This window comes from Streptomyces sp. NPDC001832, from assembly GCF_040297265.1.
Classification (GTDB): domain Bacteria; phylum Actinomycetota; class Actinomycetes; order Streptomycetales; family Streptomycetaceae; genus Streptomyces.
This window is the reverse complement of the sequence record NZ_JBEOYU010000064.1, coordinates 1-19,022: the sequence shown is the minus strand read 5'-3', so window position 1 is coordinate 19,022 and position 19,022 is coordinate 1. Positions and strand designations below refer to the sequence as shown.

17 protein-coding genes and 2 pseudogenes are annotated in these 19,022 nt (G+C 70.1%); 11 read left to right on the top strand and 8 right to left on the bottom strand.

Annotation, left to right across the window (positions count from 1 at the left end):
• Positions 1-42 precede the first annotated feature (42 nt).
• A complete protein-coding gene (locus ABT115_RS29400) occupies positions 43-834 on the top strand; it encodes a tetratricopeptide repeat protein (protein WP_351796079.1) in 792 nt (263 codons plus the stop codon).
• Positions 835-1,082: 248 nt separating this feature from the next.
• Here ABT115_RS29400 and ABT115_RS29395 read toward each other — a convergent pair.
• Positions 1,083-1,367 (bottom strand): annotated as a pseudogene (locus ABT115_RS29395) (methyltransferase type 11); the annotation flags it as partial.
• Between the two features lie 310 nt (positions 1,368-1,677).
• Here ABT115_RS29395 and ABT115_RS29390 point away from each other — a divergent pair.
• A pseudogene (locus ABT115_RS29390) lies at positions 1,678-3,363 on the top strand (MFS transporter); the annotation flags it as partial.
• A 138-nt stretch (positions 3,364-3,501) separates the two neighbouring features.
• Here the strand turns inward: ABT115_RS29390 and pepE are convergent.
• Entirely contained in the window at positions 3,502-4,230 is a 729-nt protein-coding gene (gene pepE / locus ABT115_RS29385; RefSeq protein ID WP_351796076.1) for a dipeptidase PepE, read from the bottom strand.
• A 44-nt stretch (positions 4,231-4,274) separates the two neighbouring features.
• Positions 4,275-5,102, bottom strand: a complete 828-nt coding sequence (locus tag ABT115_RS29380) for an IclR family transcriptional regulator (RefSeq protein ID WP_351796073.1) — start codon at positions 5,100-5,102, stop codon at positions 4,275-4,277.
• A 149-nt stretch (positions 5,103-5,251) separates the two neighbouring features.
• Here ABT115_RS29380 and ABT115_RS29375 point away from each other — a divergent pair, with 149 nt between their 5' ends.
• From ABT115_RS29375 to ABT115_RS29335, 9 genes are all read left to right on the top strand, one after another.
• Positions 5,252-6,205: a DUF1177 domain-containing protein gene (locus ABT115_RS29375; protein WP_351796070.1), complete on the top strand. Its 954-nt coding sequence runs from the start codon at positions 5,252-5,254 to the stop codon at positions 6,203-6,205.
• A complete protein-coding gene (locus ABT115_RS29370) occupies positions 6,205-7,593 on the top strand; it encodes a cytosine permease (protein ID WP_351796067.1) in 1,389 nt (462 codons plus the stop codon). Before ABT115_RS29375 ends, ABT115_RS29370 begins: the two co-directional genes overlap by 1 nt.
• Positions 7,590-8,918, top strand: a complete 1,329-nt coding sequence (locus ABT115_RS29365; RefSeq protein WP_351796064.1) for a M20/M25/M40 family metallo-hydrolase — start codon at positions 7,590-7,592, stop codon at positions 8,916-8,918. The genes ABT115_RS29370 and ABT115_RS29365 overlap by 4 nt, the downstream gene beginning before the upstream one ends.
• Before the next feature lie 163 nt (positions 8,919-9,081).
• Entirely contained in the window at positions 9,082-9,351 is a 270-nt protein-coding gene (locus ABT115_RS29360) for a type II toxin-antitoxin system Phd/YefM family antitoxin (protein WP_351796061.1), read from the top strand.
• Entirely contained in the window at positions 9,341-9,799 is a 459-nt protein-coding gene (locus tag ABT115_RS29355) for a type II toxin-antitoxin system VapC family toxin (RefSeq protein ID WP_351796058.1), read from the top strand. The genes ABT115_RS29360 and ABT115_RS29355 overlap by 11 nt, the downstream gene beginning before the upstream one ends.
• Before the next feature lie 134 nt (positions 9,800-9,933).
• A complete protein-coding gene (locus tag ABT115_RS29350; protein WP_502969190.1) occupies positions 9,934-10,590 on the top strand; it encodes a class I SAM-dependent methyltransferase in 657 nt (218 codons plus the stop codon).
• 38 nt (positions 10,591-10,628) lie between these two features.
• On the top strand, positions 10,629-11,543 hold the full coding sequence (locus ABT115_RS29345) for an N-acetylmuramoyl-L-alanine amidase (RefSeq protein WP_351796055.1): 915 nt from the start codon (positions 10,629-10,631) through the stop codon (positions 11,541-11,543).
• A gap of 185 nt (positions 11,544-11,728) precedes the next feature.
• The gene (locus tag ABT115_RS29340; protein ID WP_351796052.1) at positions 11,729-12,547 is read left to right on the top strand and encodes a hypothetical protein; all 819 of its coding nucleotides are present in this window, start codon (positions 11,729-11,731) and stop codon (positions 12,545-12,547) included.
• Between the two features lie 147 nt (positions 12,548-12,694).
• Positions 12,695-13,702 carry an LLM class F420-dependent oxidoreductase gene (locus ABT115_RS29335; RefSeq protein ID WP_351796049.1) on the top strand — a complete coding sequence of 336 codons (1,008 nt, stop codon included), beginning with the start codon at positions 12,695-12,697 and terminating at the stop codon, positions 13,700-13,702.
• On the opposite strand, the gene ABT115_RS29330 is transcribed toward ABT115_RS29335, so the two are convergent.
• The 5 genes from ABT115_RS29330 to ABT115_RS29310 form a co-directional block, all read right to left on the bottom strand.
• Positions 13,695-14,267, bottom strand: coding sequence for a VOC family protein (locus ABT115_RS29330; RefSeq protein WP_351796046.1), 573 nt, complete (start codon positions 14,265-14,267; stop codon positions 13,695-13,697). The genes ABT115_RS29335 and ABT115_RS29330 overlap by 8 nt on opposite strands.
• 259 nt (positions 14,268-14,526) lie before the next feature.
• Positions 14,527-15,303 (bottom strand): maleylpyruvate isomerase family mycothiol-dependent enzyme, encoded by a 777-nt coding sequence (locus ABT115_RS29325; RefSeq protein ID WP_351796043.1) that lies wholly within the window; start codon positions 15,301-15,303, stop codon positions 14,527-14,529.
• Positions 15,304-15,433: 130 nt separating this feature from the next.
• Positions 15,434-16,555 carry a prenyltransferase/squalene oxidase repeat-containing protein gene (locus ABT115_RS29320; protein WP_351796040.1) on the bottom strand — a complete coding sequence of 374 codons (1,122 nt, stop codon included), beginning with the start codon at positions 16,553-16,555 and terminating at the stop codon, positions 15,434-15,436.
• The gene (locus ABT115_RS29315) at positions 16,552-17,307 is read right to left on the bottom strand and encodes a class I SAM-dependent methyltransferase (protein ID WP_351796036.1); all 756 of its coding nucleotides are present in this window, start codon (positions 17,305-17,307) and stop codon (positions 16,552-16,554) included. Before ABT115_RS29315 ends, ABT115_RS29320 begins: the two co-directional genes overlap by 4 nt.
• 63 nt (positions 17,308-17,370) lie before the next feature.
• Positions 17,371-18,702 (bottom strand): glycosyltransferase family 4 protein, encoded by a 1,332-nt coding sequence (locus ABT115_RS29310; RefSeq protein ID WP_351796033.1) that lies wholly within the window; start codon positions 18,700-18,702, stop codon positions 17,371-17,373.
• Between the last annotated feature and the right edge of the window lie 320 nt (positions 18,703-19,022).

Genomic DNA, 19,022 nt, shown 5'->3' with positions numbered 1-19,022 from the left:
ACGGTGTCGGGCCCTTCGCGGCTCAGGTGGGCCAGTAGCGGCGTGTCCCGTTCTCAGGCGGTGGCTCTCGACCATCTCCGGGATTTGTTCGAGGGAGGCCGGTACGAGGAGGCCGAGGCCGGGGCGAAGGTTCTTGCGGCCGCGGAGCGGCGTGGCTGGGGCCGGAGCCGCACCGTGGTGTGGTTGGCCAGGGCCATGTGCACGGCGGCGGCCGTCGCTCACGGGCGCGGGGCGGATGTGCTCGCCGAGCTGGACACTTTGATCGCGGAGTTGGAGCAGACAGTGGGCGCCGATCGGGCACTGCTGCTGGGCGTCAGGTCAAACCGAGCGGTGGTCCTCATCCGTCAGGAGAGGTATACGGAGGCAGAGGCCGAGGCGGATGACATTCTGCGCGCCGTGACCCGTCTCGCACACCTCACCGAGGTGTGGAGTATCGAGCTGGCCACTTTGGACAACCTGGCAGAGGCCTTGTGCGGGCAGGGCCGCCACGAGGAAGCCGAGGCCATAGCCCGCGGCAACCTGCCCCGGGCGGAGGGACACACTGCAGCCGCCCTGCACTGTGTCCTGGTGCGCAGCTTGAACGGGCAGGGACGCTACGAGGAGGCTCTGGCCGAGGCTCACCGGCTCACCCCGCCTTCGGCCCGCGCCGCCAGCGGGTCTCTGGGCATCATCACGGCCACGGCCCTCCACGGCCTGGGCCGCCGCGCCGAGGCGGAAGCCGCAGCCCGTCAGGCGTTGACCGCGTGCGAGCAGTTCCTGCATCGGGACCACCCCCGCATCCAAGAGGCCCGCACGCTGCTGGCCCGCACTACCGCCGAGGGTCCGCTCCCATGACGACGTCTCACACCAGCTTGGCGAAGAAGGACCACCGCTGTGCGGAAGCTGGGATCCTTTGTGCTCAACGGTGGGATCCATACATGGCGAGAGGCACGTTTCCGCAGTTCGGAGAATTCGTCGGTTGCGCAACTCCCCGGCCGGGACCAGAACCCGGAACCCAACTCATCTATAAGTCCCATGATTTCGCCACCTAAACCTGGACGATCCGAGACTTCGACGTCCAACCGAAACCTGCGAACCACAGGTCAACAGACACCCCACTCGCCAAGTGAAACCGGAGAGGACACGTGCGGCAGAAGGGGGCGCGCGGTCGGGCGCGCGCTCGGCGTCATGCCCACCAGGTCCACGGCCTCCGCGCGGGTCAACGGCAAGGTGTACTTGACCGGTTCGGTGGCGGTGGCCTCGAAGCACGGGTCCAGCGCACGGTGCAGGCGCTGTTCCTTGGCGGGGTCGACCGCGACCATGCCGGGCAGCCGGGCGCGCAGATCGGCCAGGTGTCGCCCCGTGGGGCGCACCACGACCAGTCGGCCCTGCCCGCCGAAGCGGCCCGCGTCACGCGCACGACGGCGAGGCAAGGGCGCACGACAAGGTCCCGACAGCGGATATGACGCTCCGTCAACGAAGTAGGCGAGCAGAAGACCACGGCCGGACATCACCTGTCGAACGCTCAGTTCAGGCCAATTGGGCGGCGGTACCCCGTTCGCACCGCGTTCACCGGAATACCGTGCATCCACGGCAAGTTGCACCCGCACGTACGTGCCGACCGGTGCCTCGCGCGCCGCGCCCGCGTGCCTCTTCTCGGACCACCGCCCCCGACCATGCCGCCCGGAGGCCGCACGCATGCCAGAGACGTCCAACGGACAGCATCCCCGTACCGACACAGGGAAACTCACCGATCCACGGACACGCGGCGCGAACGGCGGGGTCGTCCCCGTGCTCGCCTTCGCGGGCATCACCGTCGCCGTGATGCAAACCCTGCTCGTCCCCGTCATCAAGGACCTGCCGGCCTTCCTGCGCACCACCCCGTCCAATGCCACCTGGGTGATGACCGCGACCCTGCTCGCGGGAGCCGTGGCCACCCCGATCATGGGGCGGCTGGGCGACCTCCATGGCAAGCGAAAGATGATGCTCGCCAGCCTCGCCGTGATGGTGACCGGCTCCCTTATATGCGGCTTCACCGACGATCTCGTGGTGATGATCGTGGGGCGGGCGCTCCAGGGCTTCGCCATGGGCGCCATACCGCTGGGCATCGGCATCATGCGCGACGAACTGCCCCGTGAACGGCTCGGGTCGGCGCTGGCGCTGATGAGTTCCTCGATCGGGGTGGGCGGCGGACTCGCACTGCCCGCCTCCGCGCTGGTCGCCCAGCACTTCGACTGGCACACCCTGTTCTTCGGTGCGGCCGGTCTCGGGGTGTTGGCGATGACGCTCACCGTCCTCGCCGTACCGGAGGCGGCGCTGCGCGCCCCCGGGCGGTTCGACCTCGTCGGCGCGCTCGGCCTCTCACTCGGCCTGGTCTGTCTGCTGCTGTCCGTCACCAAGGGCAGCGACTGGGGCTGGGCCTCGGGCACCACGATCGGTCTGATCGCAGCCGCCCTGCTGGTCCTCGGGCTGTGGGGACTCTTCGAGCTGCGCAGCCCGGCACCGCTCGTCGACCTGCGGACCACGGTCCGGCGCGAGGTGCTGCTGACCAACCTCGCCTCGATCATGGTAGGCATCGCCTTCTACGCAGTGTCGCTGGTCTTGCCGCAGTTGCTCCAACTGCCGACGGCCACGGGGTACGGCCTCGGGCAGTCGATGGTGGCCGCCGGGCTGTGCGTGGCACCGCTCGGTCTGACGATGATGTTCGTGGCCCCGGTGTACGCCCGGCTGTCCGCCCGCCGCGGCCCCAAGGTGACGCTGATGCTCGGGATGCTGGTCATCGGGGTCGGTTACGGGGCGGGGCTCGGGCTGATGAGCGCGGCCTGGCAGACGGTGGTGGTCGCGGTGGTGATCGGGGCCGGTATCGGACTCGCGTACTCCTCGCTGCCCGCGCTGATCAACGGGGCCGTCGACCCGTCCGAGACGGGTGCGGCCAACGGTCTGAACAGCCTGATGCGGTCGATCGGTACGTCGGTGTCGAGCGCCGTGATCGGCATGGTGCTCGCGAACACCTCGGTACGGGCCGGCGGGGTGGCGGTGCCGTCGATGGAGGGATTCCGGATCTCGTTCCTGATCGCGACGGGAGCGGTGGTGGTCGGGCTCGTGCTGGCCGCGTTCCTGCCATCGCCGCGCGACGCGGTGCGGCCGGTGCTGCCGGCGAGCGGCGCGGACGACGAGGCGTCGGCCCCGGCACGGACCCCGGCGCCGTCGCCTTCGCCGTCGCGCACCGTCGCGGGCTCGGGCGGCTTCCGCGGCCGGGTGATGGACGAGGACGGCGCCCCGGTGGCCCGCGCCAACGTCACGCTGATCGACCACCGGGGGCGGCAGGCCGGTCTCACCGTGACGGACGAGGACGGCCGCTACACGCTGTCCGCTCCGTCCGGCGGCACCTACGTCCTGGCCGGCTCGGCCACCGGGTGCGTGCCGCACGCCCGCTCGGCCTCCTACCCGGGCAACGGGCTGCCGGTCGACGCCGATCTGGTACTGGGGCGTGTTTCGAAAGTCCCGACTGGCCGGGGGCCGTCAGCGCACCGGGACGTCGAACCGCGGTGTCGTCGTGAGCAGATGAGAGACGTCCGACCCGACCGGAAGCTCCTGCGGCTCTGCGCCGCGGGTGAACAGCCGTGCGGGTCGGGCACCCTGCACTCGGGCCTGGCGCCCGTTGACCCGCAGCCATGACCCCTCGCGCAGGCCGAGCACCGGCACGTCGTTCTCCTCGAGGAACTCGGTGAGCCGCTCCTCGCGGGTCTCGCCCTTGTGGGTGCTCTCCGGGTCCGGGTCCAGATAGTGCGGGTTGATCTGGAACGGGACGAGGCCGAGCGTCTCGAAGGACGGCGGCTGCACGATGGGCATGTCGTTGGTGGTACGGAGGGTGGGCGCCGCCATGTTCGTACCCGCACTGGCACCCATGTACGGCAGCCCGCCGCGCACCGCTTCGATCACGGCGTCCCGCAGGCCGGTCCGGTACAGGGCGCTCAGCAGCCGGAAGGAGTTGCCGCCGCCGATGAACACGGCGTCGGACGCGGCGAGTTCGGCGACCGGGTCGGCGTTCTCATGGACCCCGCGGACGCTTATGCCGGACGGCGCGAGTGCGTCGCGGACGCGTGCGGTGTACGCGGTGTGGTCGGCGAGCGCGTAGGGGACGAAGGCCAGTCGGGCGCCGGAGGGCAGGAATGCGGTGACGGTGTCCAAGGCGTGTTCCAGATAGCCGCGGCCGTACTGAGTGGAGTTGGAGAGCAGCAGCAGATTCACGAGGTTCCTCTTGGATTCTCTTCGGGCGAAGGTTTCTCTTCGGGTCAGGTGGTGCGCGTGCGACGGGCGCGGGGCTTGGGGCGCTGCGGGGGCTGGGTGAGCCGCCTCTCCAGCAGCTGGGCCGCGTGGCGCAGCGCGTCGAGCCGGTCGTCCGGCGCCCCGCGGAAGAGTTGCTCGGCGCCGCCGAGGCTGAGGCTCCCGTACGGTTCGCGCCCGAGGAAGACCGGCACGGCGACGGTCGCGATACCGGTGTCGTACTCACCGACCGTCCAGGCGTACCCCTGTGCACGGACCTTGAGGAACTCCTCCTCCAGCCGGTCCGGGTCGGTGACCGTCCGGTCGGTGAAGCGTGCCATCGGGCGGCCCCGGAAGAGCCGGTGGCGCTGCTCGTCGGGCAGATATGCGTAGTACGACTTGCTGGTCGCCCCGGCGTGCGCCGGGTAGAGCTCGCCGACCAGCGGGTAGTAGCGCAGCGGCCCGGCCTCTCCTTCCTCCGCGGCGACGCACCGCATGTGGAAGCTGTCCGGCAGGCAGAACAGGACCGTGTCGCCGGTGACCCGGCGCAGCTCCTCCAGTACCGGCCCGGCCAGCAGCTCCAGTGATCCGGAACGCTCCCAGAGCCTGCCCAGGCGGAGCACGGCGGGGCCGATGCGATAGCGGCGGGTGACCGGGTCGGAGACGAGGAAGCCGCGCCCGGCGAGGGTGGCGAGCAGCCGCTGGGCCACCGAGGTGTCCCAGCCGAACTCCTCGGCGACTTCGGTGACGCCCCAGTCGGGCCGGGTCCGTTCGAAGGCGAGCAGCACGAGGAGCGCCCGGTCGACGGTTTGCAGAGCGCCGGCGGGCGTGCGCCGGTCCAGATCGAAGTCCGCCATCGTCATCTCACCATTCAGACCTGGATTGCAAATAACGGGAAACAGTTGCGTTCAACGCTATCCGATCCCGAATGTTGCCTCAGCATCCCGCCCCGCGCTTCCCCCGTCGAGCGCGGGCCGGGGTGCCCGGATGAGCAAGAAAGGCCCCCATGTTGAAGTACGTGCTGGACATCGTCGATCTGCTGGACGATCCCCAGATCAATGGCAAGACGGTCGCCGAGTACCTCGACTCCGTGAGCGGGGCCGAGGGTTCGTCGGCGCAGGTCACCACGGTCGCGGGCGAGCAGGGCTCGACGGACTTCGTGATGGTCCGCATTCCGGGCGCACAAGGGCGTACGTCCGGGGGCAGCGCCCGCACACTGGGCGTGGTGGGCCGGCTCGGCGGCATCGGCGCCCGGCCCGAGGTGACCGGCATGGTCTCCGACGCCGATGGCGCGGTCTCCGCGATCGCCACCGCCGCCAAACTGCTCGACATGCGCCGTCGCGGCGATGTACTGCCCGGCGATGTGATCGTCGCCACCCACATCTGTCCGAACGCGCCGACCGAGCCGCACGACCCGGTGCCGTTCATGGGCTCGCCCGTGGACATCGCCACCATGAACCGCCACGAGGTGACCGGTGAGATGGAGGCCGTGCTCTCCATCGACACCACCAAGGGCAACCGGATCATCAACCACAAGGGCCTCGCCCTGTCGCCCACCGTCAAGGAGGGCTGGGTGCTCCGGGTCGGCGAGCAGCTCGGCGAACTGCTCGCCGTGGTGACCGGTGAGCCGTTGGTCACGTACCCAGTGACCACGCAGGACATCACCCCGTACGGTAACGGCGCACACCACATCAATTCGATCCTGCAGCCCTCCACAGCGACGGCCGCGCCGGTCGTCGGCCTGGCCATCACCTCGGCCGCCGCTGTACCGGGCTGTGGTACGGGCGCAAGCCACGAGACGGACATCGCGTCCGCCGCCCGCTACGCCGTGGAGGTCGCCAAGGCCTACGGCAGTGGCCACCTGGACTTCCACGACGCGGTGGAGTTCGACAACCTCGTCAACCGCTACGGGTCGCTTGCTCACCTGCAGACCCTCGGCCGTATACCCCAGGAGTCCTGATGGCATCCGCCCCGCAGGCCGAGGCCGTGGCCCCCGAGGCCAAGAACATCGGCAGCGACGACTACGCGCTCTCCCGTGTCCCGCGTGACAAGCGGTTCGGTTTCTGGTCCATGCTGCTGCAGTGGCTGGCCCAGTCCGGCTCGATCTCGCAGTTCACCCTCGGTGCCACCATCGGCGTCGGCATGACCTTCGGGGACGCCTTCCTCGCCTTCACGCTCGGCGCGGTGATCCTGGAGGTGGTGATCTTCGCGATCGGCCTGGCCGGTATGCGCGAGGGCCTGGCGACCCCGATGCTGACCCGTTGGGCCGGCTTCGGCCGAAATGGCTCGGCGCTGGTCAGCTTTGTCATCGCGGTCAGCCTGGTCGGCTGGTTCGGCGTCCAGAACACGATCTTCGGCGACAGCGTCTCGGCGCTGGTCGGTGGCCCCTCCTGGCTGTGGTGTGCGCTGGCGGGCATCGCCATCACCGCACTGGTGATCTTCGGCTTCCGCTACATGGCCGTCTTCGCCAAGATCGTGACGCCGCTCTTCTTCGGGATGGTCGCGTGGTCGATCATCTCGACGCTGAAGGACCACTCCATCAGCGATCTGATCCACTCGCCGCCCCCCGGCGAGGCGATCCCGCTCGCCGTCGCAGCCACCGCCATCGCGGGCGGCTTCATGACCGGTGCGATCGTGGCCCCGGAGATGACCCGGTACAACAAGAAGGGCTCGCACGTCTTCCTGCAGAGCGCTTCGTCGATGATCCTCTCCGAGTACATCGTCGGCATGACCGGCGTGCTCCTGGGCCACCTGGTCAAGAGCAGCGACGTGTCGCACATCGTGCTCTCCACCTCTGGTGTCTTCGGCGTCATGGTGGTCCTGATGTCCACCGCGAAGATCAACGACTGGAACCTGTACGGCTCGTCGCTCGGCGTCGTCAACTTCTTCCAGGTCGTCTTCGGCAAGCGGATGCACCGCGGCGCGGTCACGATCGTCCTCGGCATCGCGGGCACGGTCCTGTCCGCGGTCGGGATCATGACCCACTTCACCGATTTCCTCACCGTCCTCGGCGTCGCGATCCCGCCGATCGGCGGCATCATCGTGGCCGAGTACTGGGTCGTGAAGCGGATGCGCAAGCCGCTGGACGACACCCGGGAGTCCGAGACCCTGCCGAAGTCCTCGCCGACCTGGGTGCCGATGTCCCTGGTCATCTGGGTCGTGGCGTTCTGCGTCGGCAAGTTCTACGACGGCGGCATCCCGGCCCTGAACTCGCTGGCCACCGCCTTCATCCTGTACTGCGTCCTCGGCCTGCTGGGCTGGGTGAAGCCGTACGGTACCTCCAGCCTGGACGACGAGGACGACGCCGCCCCCGCCGCCCGCGCGACGACCTCTGTGGGAGCAGCATGACCACCCCCGACCCCACCGCACCGCTCGTCCCGGCCTCCGACCTGGCCCAGGACGAGGTCATCGAACTCTGCGCCGAACTGATCAGGTTCGACACCTCCAACCCCACCAGCAACGAGCGTGCGAGCGCCGACTGGGTGGTGGGCCGCCTCGCCGAGGTGGGCATCGGCTCCGAACTGGTCGAGTCCGCCCCGGGCCGCGCCAATGTCATCGCGCGTATCGCGGGCAGCGACCCCGGGCGCGGCGCCCTCCTGGTCCACGGCCATCTGGACGTCGTACCCGCCGACGCCTCCGAGTGGCAGGTCCCGCCGTTCTCCGGCGAGATCCGCGACGGCTATCTGTGGGGGCGCGGCGCGATCGACATGAAGGACACGGTGGCCGTCATGCTGGCCACCGCCCGCCACTTCGCCCGTACCGGCACCAAGCCGTCGCGCGACCTGGTCCTCGCCTTCCTCGCCGACGAGGAGGCGGGCGGGAAGTTCGGCGCCCACTGGCTGGTCGAGCACCGGCCGGAGCTCTTCGCCGGGGTCACCGAGGCGATCGGCGAGGGCGGCGGGTTCTCCTTCGCCATCGACGACACCCGTCGCCTCTACCCGATCGAGAACGCCCAGCGCGGCATGGCCTGGATGGAGCTCACCGCCACCGGCCGGGCCGGCCACGGCTCGTGCCCCAACGACGAGAACGCCGTCACCGATCTCGCCGAGTCGCTGACCCGCATCGGCCGCGAGACCTTCCCGATCTGCCTGATCGAACCGGTGCGCGCCCTGCTCGAGGAGGCCGCCCGCCTCTACGGTGTCGAGTTCGACGAGAACGACATCGAGGGCAGCCTCGCCAAGCTGGGCCCGGTCTCCGACTTCATGCAGGTGGTGCTCCGCAACTCCGCGAACCCCACCATGTTCACCGCGGGCTACCAGACCAACGTCATCCCCGGGAAGGCGACCGCCCGGGTGGACGGCCGCTTCCTCCCCGGCCACGAGCAGGAGCTGATCGACACCATCGACAAGCTCCTCCTCCCCTCGGTCACCCGCGAGTGGGTCAACCACGACATCGCGCTGGAGACGACGTTCGACGGCCCGCTGGTCGACGCCATGTGCGAAGCCGTACGCGCCGAGGATCCGGACGGCCACCCCGTCCCGTACTGCAACCCCGGCGGCACTGACGCCAAGGCCTTCACGCACCTCGGCATCCGCTGCTTCGGCTTCAAGGGCCTCAAGCTCCCGCACGACCTGGACTACGGCCGGCTCTTCCACGGTGTGGACGAACGCGTCCCGCTGGAGGGCCTGCGCTTCGGCGTCCGCGTCATGACCCGGCTCTGGCAGAGCTGCTGACCTCCATATCGCAGCCCTGCCGGGGGGTGCCCCGACCCGGGCTCACCCCGCGAAGGTCCCTGCCAACCCGTGGCAGGGACCTTCGTTCAGGAATCCAAGGAGATGCACACCGTGGTGTGACATCCAGTGTCACCCGGTAGCACCGCTCGTTACTGTGGATGCCATGGCAGCACAGCAGGAGATCACTCAACGCGACCTGCGCAACAGGTCCAAAGAGATCATGGACGCCGTCCAGGACGGGCAGGCGTTCACCGTCACGCGGGACGGACATCGCATCGGCGAGCTGATCCCGCTGCGCCGACGCAGGCGGTTCGTCCCGCGCGGCGAGTTCACCGCCATGTCCCGCACCGCTCCAGACATCTCGCTGGACGCCTTCCGGACAGATCAGGATGCCACCGCCGAGCAGAGGCAGGACGACCCCTATGCCCGCTGAATACGACCAGGGTCTGCTCGACACCAACATCATGATCCTTCGCAGATGGGTGGATCCCGAGGAGCTTCCTGCCGAGGTGGCGATCAGTGCCATCACACTGGCTGAGCTCTCCGCCGGCCCGCACGAGGTACGACGGAACGAGGAGCAGGACGACTACGACGAGTACGCCGAGCGGGCCCGTCGGCTGGATGTCCTCCAGCGTGCCGAGAACGAGTTCGACCCGATCCCCTTCGACGCGGAGGCAGCCCGCGTCTACGGCAGGGTCTGCGCTGCCGTGATCGGTGCCGGCCGCAAACCGCGGCGCCGAGTGGCCGACTTGATGATCGCGTCCATCGCCATCGCCGAGGAGCTTCCGCTCTTCACCACAAACGCCGACGACTTCAAGGGGCTGGACGACCTGCTCACCGTCGTCCCCGTCACACGGCCGCGGGTGCTCCACGACCGATGAGCCGTCGGCCGGTGCCCCGCCCCGGCTCGCCGTTCACCCCCGTACGCCCCCGCCGAAGCCTTCGGCGGGGGCGTACGGCACGATGGGGCGCCGTCGTACGCGTACCCCGCAGAACCCGCCACCAGGAGGAACCCGTGCCCGCCGAGTCCGTCGCCGCGCCCAAGCCCGAGATTCTCGCCGCCTTCCAGGCCGCCAAGGGCTTCATGCCGGTGGCCGAAGGGCTCGCGCTGTACGAGGCCGCCGTCGAGGCCGCCGCGCTCGGGCTGCCGATCCTTGAGGTCGGGACGTACTGCGGGCGCTCCACCATTCTGCTCGCCGATGCCGCCCGGGCGGCCGGCGTGACGGCTCTCACCGTCGACCACCACCGCGGCAGCGAGGAGCAGCAGCCCGGCTGGGAGTATCACGACCCGACCGTCGTGGACCCGGAGGTCGGTCGGATGGACACGCTGCCGACGTTCCGCCGGACCCTGCACGCGGCCGGGCTCGAAGACCATGTCGTGGCATTGGTCGGACGGTCTTTGCAGGTCGCGGCCGTCTGGGGCGGGAAACTCGGCTTCGTCTTCATCGACGGCGGGCACACCGACGAGCACGCGAACGGTGACTACGAGGGCTGGGCGCCGCATCTCTGCGAGGGCGGGCTGATCGCGATCCACGATGTGTTCCCGGACCCCGCGCACGGTGGTCAGGCCCCGTACCGCGTCTACCTGCGGGCGCTGGCCTCCGGTGCGTTCACCGAGGTCTCGGTGACGGATTCGCTGCGTGTGCTGCGCCGCACGGGACGGGGGATCTGAGCCGCCCCGCAGCATCGCCGCCCCGATAGCATCGCGGGGTGCCGTACGACGAGAGCGTTCCCCCCACCCCGCACCGCCGGCCGCTGTTCGCCGCAGCCGCGCTCGCAGCCGTGTGCCTGAGTGTCGCGGGCTGCGCCGCGGGCGGTGGCAGCGGCGGGGCGCAGGGCAGCAGCGGTACCTCCGCCCCGCCGTCGAAGGGCGCTCGGGTGCCGGAGCAGACGTCCGCCTCCCCCGCCCCGTCCGCGAAGCCCTCGAAGTCCGCGCCCGGCCGGGCGTCGGGGCCGCTGTCCGGGAAGACCGTCGTCATCGACCCCGGGCACAACCCCGACAACCATCTGCACACCCGCGAGATCAACCGCCAGGTGGACATCGGCACCACGCACAAGGAGTGCGACACCACCGGCACCTCGACCGCCTCCGGATACGCGGAAGCCCAGTTCACCCTTGACGTGTCGCACCGACTGCGCACGCTTCTGCAGGCGCAGGGCGCGAAGGTTGTGCTGACGTACGACAACGACCGCCCGTACGGGCCGTGTATCGACGAGCGGGCCCGGATCGGCAACGACGCCAAGGCCGATGCGGTGGTCTCGGTGCATGCGGACGGTTCCGCGGTCGGCAACCGCGGTTTCCATGTGATCCTCCCCGCACCGGTGACGGGAGGAGCGGCGGACACTTCGAAGATCGTCGAGCCGTCGCGCGATCTCGGTACCCGGATCGCCGGTCTCTTCGCCCGCGATACCGGAAGTGCACCTTCCAATTATGTGGGCGACAATACCGGGCTGGACGTCCGCAAGGACCTGGGCGGACTGAATTTGTCGACCGTGCCCAAAGTGTTCATCGAATGCGGCAATATGCGCGATCCGAAGGACGCTGCCCTGCTCACGAGTGCGAGCTGGCGCCAGAAGGCGGCGCAGGGCATCGCCGACGGCATCAGCAGCTATCTGCAGGGGTAGCAAGGGGTTGTTCCGAGATCAAATCGGGGAAGTGCGCCCCGGTTCCGGGCAGGGACACAACCCGTCCGAGCAGACGATAGATTCATCCGTACGATGGGAGCCTTGTCCCCGAGCTTCGCGCCGTGCCCGCCCTGCCGGTGGCAACGACGACCGCCCCGACGAGACGATCGACTAAGGACCTTCACGTGAATATCCGCTCCCTCACTCGAGGCGACGGCGTGGTGATCGGAGCAGCGGTGGTGCTGTTCATCGCCTCCTTCCTCGACCTTTCCGGATTCGATTGCCCTACGGGCATCAACTGCTCCAGATACAACAGCCCGAATGCCTGGGACGCGCTCTCGGTCCTGATGAGCCTCTTCCTGGCCGGGGTCGTCGGTGCGGCACTGGTCATCGTCGGCCGCGCCATGCCGAGCCGCAAGGTCCTGGGCCTCGACCTCGGCCAGTTCGGGGCCGCCTTCTGCGTCTTCGCGCTCTGGACGGCCTTCTGGACGACCGTCGACGCCAGCGACGCGGGCGCCGGTCTGATCCTCGGGCTGCTCGCGACCCTCGCGCTCGCGGGCGGCGCGATCGCCACCCCGCTGGTCCCCGCGCTCAAGGCCCCCCTGGCGAGGGCCCCGCGTCCGCAGGCCGTGCAGTCGCCGTACGGTGGCCAGCCGCAGCCCGGCCAGGGTTACGGCTACCCCGGCGCCCAGCAGCCGCACGGCGCTCAGCCGGGTCATTCGCAGCCGTACGGCGGCCAGCCGCAGGCCGGCCGGCCCGAGCAGCAGAACGCCCAGCCGGCTCCGGCGGCCGGTGCGCCGGCCGGTGACTTCGCGCCGTTCTGGTTCGCGGTGCCGGTGGCCCGTCCGCTGTACGGGGAGGACGGTTCGCCTTCGCCGATCGCCGAACTGGCACCCGGCACCTGGTACCTCGCGGTGGAGCAGCGCGGTCCGGGCCTCGTCGCCCAGACGCAGGACGGCCGTCGTGGTGTGCTCCGGGACACCACGGGCATACAGCGCGGCTGAGAGGCTGCCGGGTGGCCTCTGAGCCCACCACGCTTCCGCAGCACGAACAGCGGCCCCTCGCCCCTTCCGGGCGGGGGGCCGCTGTCGTACTCTCCGTCCGTGCGCCAATGATCTGACGTAGTGTCAGAAATGCTGGGAGGCAGCGGAATGCGGCTCGGACTCGCACTCGGATACTGGGGCCGCGGCCCGAACCCCGCCCACCTGGAGCTGGCCCGGGCGGCAGAGGAGCTGGGGTACGGATCGGTGTGGACGGCGGAGGCCTGGGGCTCCGACGCGTTCACCCCGCTGACCTGGATCGCCGCGCACACCTCCCGTATCCGGCTGGGCACCGGTATCGCACAGATGGCGGCGCGCACGCCGACCGCGACCGCCATGCACGCCCTGACCCTCGACCATCTCTCCGGGGGCCGGATGATGCTCGGCCTGGGCCTGTCCGGACCGCAGGTGGTGGAGGGCTGGTACGGGCGGCCGTTCCCGAAAAGCCCACTGACCGCGACCCGCGAGTACGTCGACGTCATCCGCCAAGTGCTCGCTCGCGAGGCCCCGGTCGAGCTGGACGGGCGCTTCCACTCACACCCGTACAACGGTCCGGACGCCAGCGGTCTGGGCAAGCCGCTGAAGCCGATCACCCATCCGCTGCGGTCCCGGCTGCCCGTGCTGCTCGGGGCGGAAGGGCCGAAGAACATCGCGCAGACCACGCGGATCGCCGACGGCTGGCTGCCGCTGTACTGGTCACCGCTGCGCACCGATGTGTACGAGGCGTCACTCACGGACCTGCCCGACGGGTTCATGATCGCGCCGATGGCCCGCGCGCAGGTCTGTGACGACGTCGCCGAGGGGCTGCTGCCGGTGAAGGCGATGCTCGGCTTCTACATCGGGGGGATGGGGCACGCGGCCCGTAACTTCCATGCTGATCTGATGGCGCGGATGGGTTTCGAGGAGGATGCGCGGCGGATCCAGCAACTGTTCCTCGAAGGGCGCAAGGAGGAGGCGGTGCTGGCAGTGCCGGACGCGTTCGCCGATGAGATCTCGCTCGTCGGGCCACGTCAACGGATCGCGGAGCGGCTGGAGTTGTGGCGCACGGGGCCGGTGACCGATCTGCTGGTGACAGCGCCGGACCCGCACACCCTGCGGGTGCTCGCGGAGCTCAACTAGGCCGGGCCGGGTCCCTGGGCCAGGCGCCGGTGCCCACCGGCGCGGGCCGTATGCGCCGTCGTGGCGCGGTGCGCTCCCAGGGCTGGGGGTCGGGGTACGTCAGTAGTTCCAGGGTGCTGCCCCACGGGGTGCGCAGATACGCGAACCGGTTGCGCTCGCCCGCCTCGGGTCCCGGCAGCGGCTGCGCCTCGGCGAGCAGCGAGGCGCCGGCGGCCACACAGTCCCGTACGGCCGCGTCCAGGTCGTCGACGTAAAGCGCCACATGTTGCCAGCCGAAGTCGCAGGGCAGCACCGGGGGTTCCCGGCGGGGCCCCTCGAACTCGAACAGCTTGATACCTGGACCGTCGCCGGGAAGGGCCAGCATCCTGACCGCCAGCTGCTGCGTGCCCGCCGGAACTCCGAGCCGTCGCTCGACGTCCGGACCGCCGTGCGGGCCGTCCCGGCGGCGCAGGGCGTCATACAGTACCTCGGCTCCCAACGCCCGGACGAGGAAGAGGGTGGCGGTCTCCAGGTCCGGGACCGTGACCCCGATGTGGTCGATGCCTCGCACGCTTGTGGCCGTCATGGGTTCACCGCTCCTGTCCCGGGGCTGCGCAGACCGCCCCGTCCGCCCCGGAGCCGTGCCTGCACGCGGCAGGTGCCGGCCCTGCCGCGTGCAGCAGGAAGGCGATCCGCCTCAGGGCGCGGACGGGCTCCATCGGCACCTCCTGCGGGGCCGCCGGACACAACGGGCTCTCTTCTCCAGCTTGGCTCAGCACCGCCGCGCCCGCGCGGCGGACGGGGACCGCACAGCGGGCGACCCCCGGGTGGCGGCCGGTGGAGGCTCAGCCGAACGCCGCGCGCTCCAGCCAGAAGTCCAGCAGTTCCCCGTCCCCCAGCACCTCGACCCGGTCGCTGTCCGGAGCGAGGCGCCGGTTGAAGACCAGCATGACGTCGGTGAGCGAGCCCCGCAGCTCCACGGTCGCCTTCTGGTGGGCGCGCCGCCAGGTGAAGCCGTCCTCTCCGAACTCGATCAGCCACTCGGCACCCGGCGCGTCCGTGGCGTGCAGATGGATCGAGCCCCCGCCGCCGCGCAGTCCGGCGGCCTCCTTGTGGCCCCCGGCCTGCATGAAGGCGACGATCTCCAGCCACTCCTCGATGGTGTCGGCGGCCAGCTCCGGAGCCACCTCGTAGCCGATGTTCGCGGTGATCGCCGCGTCGGCCTGGTGGACGATCGTCTCGTGCGCCATGCGACGCGCCCAGAAGCCCGTGCTCCGCTCCCACCCCCAGGACCACACCTCCTGGTCGGGGCCGGCCGCCCTCAGCGCCTCGACGGTCTTCGCCGCACCGTCCGCCAGCCAGGCGTCGAGCACGGCGGGGTCGTCGCCCTCGGGCCTGAACTCCGGTACCCGTTCGTGCGGGACGGCTTCGGTGGCCCGGGTCCGTACGATCTCGCCCACCCAACGATGGGCGCCGCCGAGATGGCCGGCGAGGTCGCGCAGGGTCCAGTCGGGGCAGGTCGGAACGGTCGCGTTGAGGTCGGCGTCCTTGATCGCCGCCCTCAACGCGTCGGTGCGGCCGATGATTTCGTCACAGTAGAGGTCGTGCGGGAGTGAGCTCATGCCGCGCACCGTAGTGCGCCGCAACCGCTCTTGCATGTGATTATCCGCCGAGCTCAACGAGTCCGGGGCCGGTCTCGGTGTGGACCCGGAAGCGCTGACCGGCGCCCTGGGTGAGGGGCTCTCTTTCGGATCACGCCGGGCTCGCCGGGTCCGGCACGCACCCTGATTCGGCCTGATCCGGGCCGCAGCAGTCCGGTTCCAGCCCGCGCGGCAGCCGTTCACCGCTGAAGACCGCGGTGGTCGCCTCGTCGCCGCCGAGCGCGGCCACCGCCAGCAGCAGCGAACCGGCGGTCCAATTGGTGAGCTCCTCCGGCCAGAACGCCCGGTTGCCCTCGAAGACGTATCCCGTCCAGTACATGCCGCCGTCGGCGCGCAGATGCCGGATGGACTGGAGGATCTCCAGTGCCCGGTCCGACTCGCCCATCACCCAGAGCGCCAGGGCGAGTTCACAGCTCTCGCCGCCGGTCACCCACGGATTGGGCAGCACACAGCGCACCCCGAGGCCGGGGACCACGAAGCGGTCCCAGCCCTCCTCGATCCGCTCCTTGGCGGCCGTTCCGGTGAGCGCGCCGCCGAGGACCGGGTAGTACCAGTCCATCGAGTAGCGGCTCTTGTCGAGGAAGCGTTCCGGGTGGTTGCGGATCGCGTGGGCCAGTGCGCCGGTCGCCAACTCCCAGTCGGGCTGCGGCTCTTCGCGCCGTTCGGCGATGGCGAGTGCGCAGCGCAGCGCCTGGTGAATGGAGGAGCAGCCGGTCAGCAGCGCGTCGTCGACGGGGGTTCCGTCGGCTTCGCGCTTCCAGCCGATCTGGCCGCCGGGCTGCTGGAGTCGGAGTACGAATTCGACGGCGGCGTAGACGGTCGGCCACATCCGGTCGACGAACGCGTCGTCGCCGGTGGCGAGGTAGTGGTGCCAGACGCCGACGGCCACGTACGCGCAGAAGTTGGTCTCCAGACCGCGGTCGGTCGGCTGGTCCGGGTCCCCGTCGTGGTAGGCGGCGTACCAGGAGCCGTCCTCGTTCTGATGCCGGGCCAGCCAGTCGTACGCGCGTTCCGCGGCGGCGTGCTCGCCCGCCGCATCGAGGGCCATGGCGGCCTCGGTGTGGTCCCAGGGGTCGAGGTGGTGGCCGCGGAACCAGGGCAGCGCGCCGTCCTCGCACTGCGCGGCAAGGAGGGCGGCGATGGTCTCGGCAGCCTGCTCGGCGGTGAGGACTCCGGGCAGTACGAGGTGTTCGGTCTGCTTGGGAGTGGTCACGCCTCGGCCTTGGAGAGGTCCTCGGCGGCGGCCACGGGCAGGTGCGGCTTGGTCGCGTACGCCACGAAGCTCTTGCCCACGACCGGGTTGAGCAGCTGCTCGGCGACCCGGGTGACGGCCGGCTTCTTCATGATGTCCCAGACCAGCAGTTTGTGGTACGCCCGGACCGGCAACGACTTGTCGTTGTTCACACCGAACGCGCACTTCAGCCACCAGTACGGTGAGTGCAGGGCGTGGGCGTGATGGGTGCCGTACGGCTTGAGGCCTGCGCCGCGGATCTTGCCGAGCAGTTCATCGGCCTTGTAGATGCGGATGTGGCCGCCCTCGACCTCGTGGTACTCGTCGGAGAGCGTCCAGCAGACCTTTTCCGGGCCGTAGCGCGGCACGGTGATCGCGATCCGGCCACCGGGCTTGAGGACCCGGACCATCTCGGCGAGCACGCCCTTGTCGTCGGGGATGTGCTCCATCACCTCGGAGATGATCACGACGTCGAAGGACTCGTCGGGGAACGGCAGGTTGAGCGCGTCGCCCTCCATCGCGGTGGCTGTGGCGCCCTCGGGGGCCTCTTTGGCCTCCTTCATCGCGGCGAACCACTTCGCGACCTCGCGGATCTCCTCGCCGTTCTGGTCGAGGGCCACGACCTGTGCGCCGCGCCGGTAGCACTCGAAGGCGTGGCGTCCGGCGCCGCAGCCCAGGTCGAGCACTCGGTCACCTGCGGCGAGCGGGAAGCGGGTGAAGTCCACGGTCAGCACGAATGCCTGCTTTCGCGGTCGAGGGGTATCAGTGGGCGGAGACGACGAGGACGGGCGGCGGTGTCAACGACGGCCGCCGGGGCGCGTGGTGCCGGCGCGGGCGGCGATCGCCTCGCGATAGAGGGCGGCGGTGCCGATGGCGGCCTGTTTCCAGGTGAAGCGGGAGAGCACCCGGGCGCGTCCCGCGGCGCCGAGCCGGGCCCGCAGTTCCGGGTCGCCGAGCAGCCGGGCGAGCGCGTCGGCCAGCGCCCCGGCGTCGGCGGGCTGGACGGCCAGGCAGGTCTCACCGTCCGGGCCCGCGACCTCGGGGATCGCACCGCCGGTGGTGGCGACGAGGGGCGTGCCGGTGGCCATGGCTTCGGCGGCGGGCAGCGAGAAGCCTTCGTACAGCGAGGGGACGCAGGCGATCTGGGCGCCGCGCACCAGGTCGACGAGTTCGGCGTCGCTTATGCCCTTGACGAATTCGACGGCACCGCGGAGTCCGTGCCGCTCGATGGCCTGCGCGACCGGTCCGTCCTCGGCCCGCTTGCCGACGACCACGAGGTGCGCCAGCGGGTTCTCGGCGCGGAGCACGGCGAGCGCCTCGACGAGGTGGACGAGGCCCTTCAGCGGGACGTCGGCGCTGGAGGTGGTGACGATCCGGCCGGGGACCTCGGCGACCGACGGGTCGGGCGACCACAGGTCGGTGTCCGCGCCGATGTGCACGACGTGGATCCGGTCCCTGCCCACCCCGAGATGGTCGACGATCTCCTGCTTGGAGGAGCCGGAGACGGTGAGTACCGAGGGCAGCCGGCGCGCGACCCGCTTCTGCATGCGGGTGAAGGCGTACCAGCGGCGTACGGAGACACGCCGACGACGGGTCTCGGCGGCATCCAGGTCCAACTGCCGGTCGACTGTGATGGGGTGGTGGATCGTGGTGACGAGCGGGGCGCCGAGGTCCGCCAACAGCCCGTACCCGAGGGTCTGGTTGTCGTGGATGACATCGAACTCGCCGCGGCGGGCGACGAGATGGCGCCGGGCGCGCAGGCTGAAGGTGAGCGGTTCCGGGAAGCCTCCGGTCCACATGGTGGCGACCTCGGCGGCGTCGATCCAGTCCCGGTACTCGCCGCGCTTCGGGGTGCGGAACGGGTCGGGCTGGCGGTAGAGGTCCAGGCTCGGCAGCTCGGTGAGCGGGACGCCCTCGTCGAGCACCGGATAGGGCTGGGCACCGATCACTTCGACGCTGTGGCCGAGGCGGGCGAGCTCGCGGCCGAGGTGGCGTACGTAGACGCCCTGACCGCCGCAGAAAGGATTGCCCTTGTAGGTGAGGAGTGCGATGCGCAGCGGACGGTCGTCGGGGCTGCCCGACGCGTCACTGCCCGTGCGGGGGCCTGTCTCTATGGCCTCAGCGGTCACACTCGGCCCCCTTCTCACTGCGTGTTCGCCGGAGCGTAACCGCTCACGCTAATCTAGAACAAGTTTCAGACTGGATCGTTCAATGAGCTACGAATCTACCGGCAGGTAGCGTCGGTGCAACGGCCGGATCAGGTGATTCGCGCCACGACCGGCCACCCTGACATGCTGTGCGCCTTAGAGGCTGTCGGGTGGCCTCTGATCGGGCGGCCACGCCCTGGCACGCATGCTTCCCGCGTTGCCGGGATGTCCTCGTAGCGCTGCTACGAGGACATCCCGGCGCCTTGGAATCGCACGCACCAGACCGCGTCCGCTTTCCGATC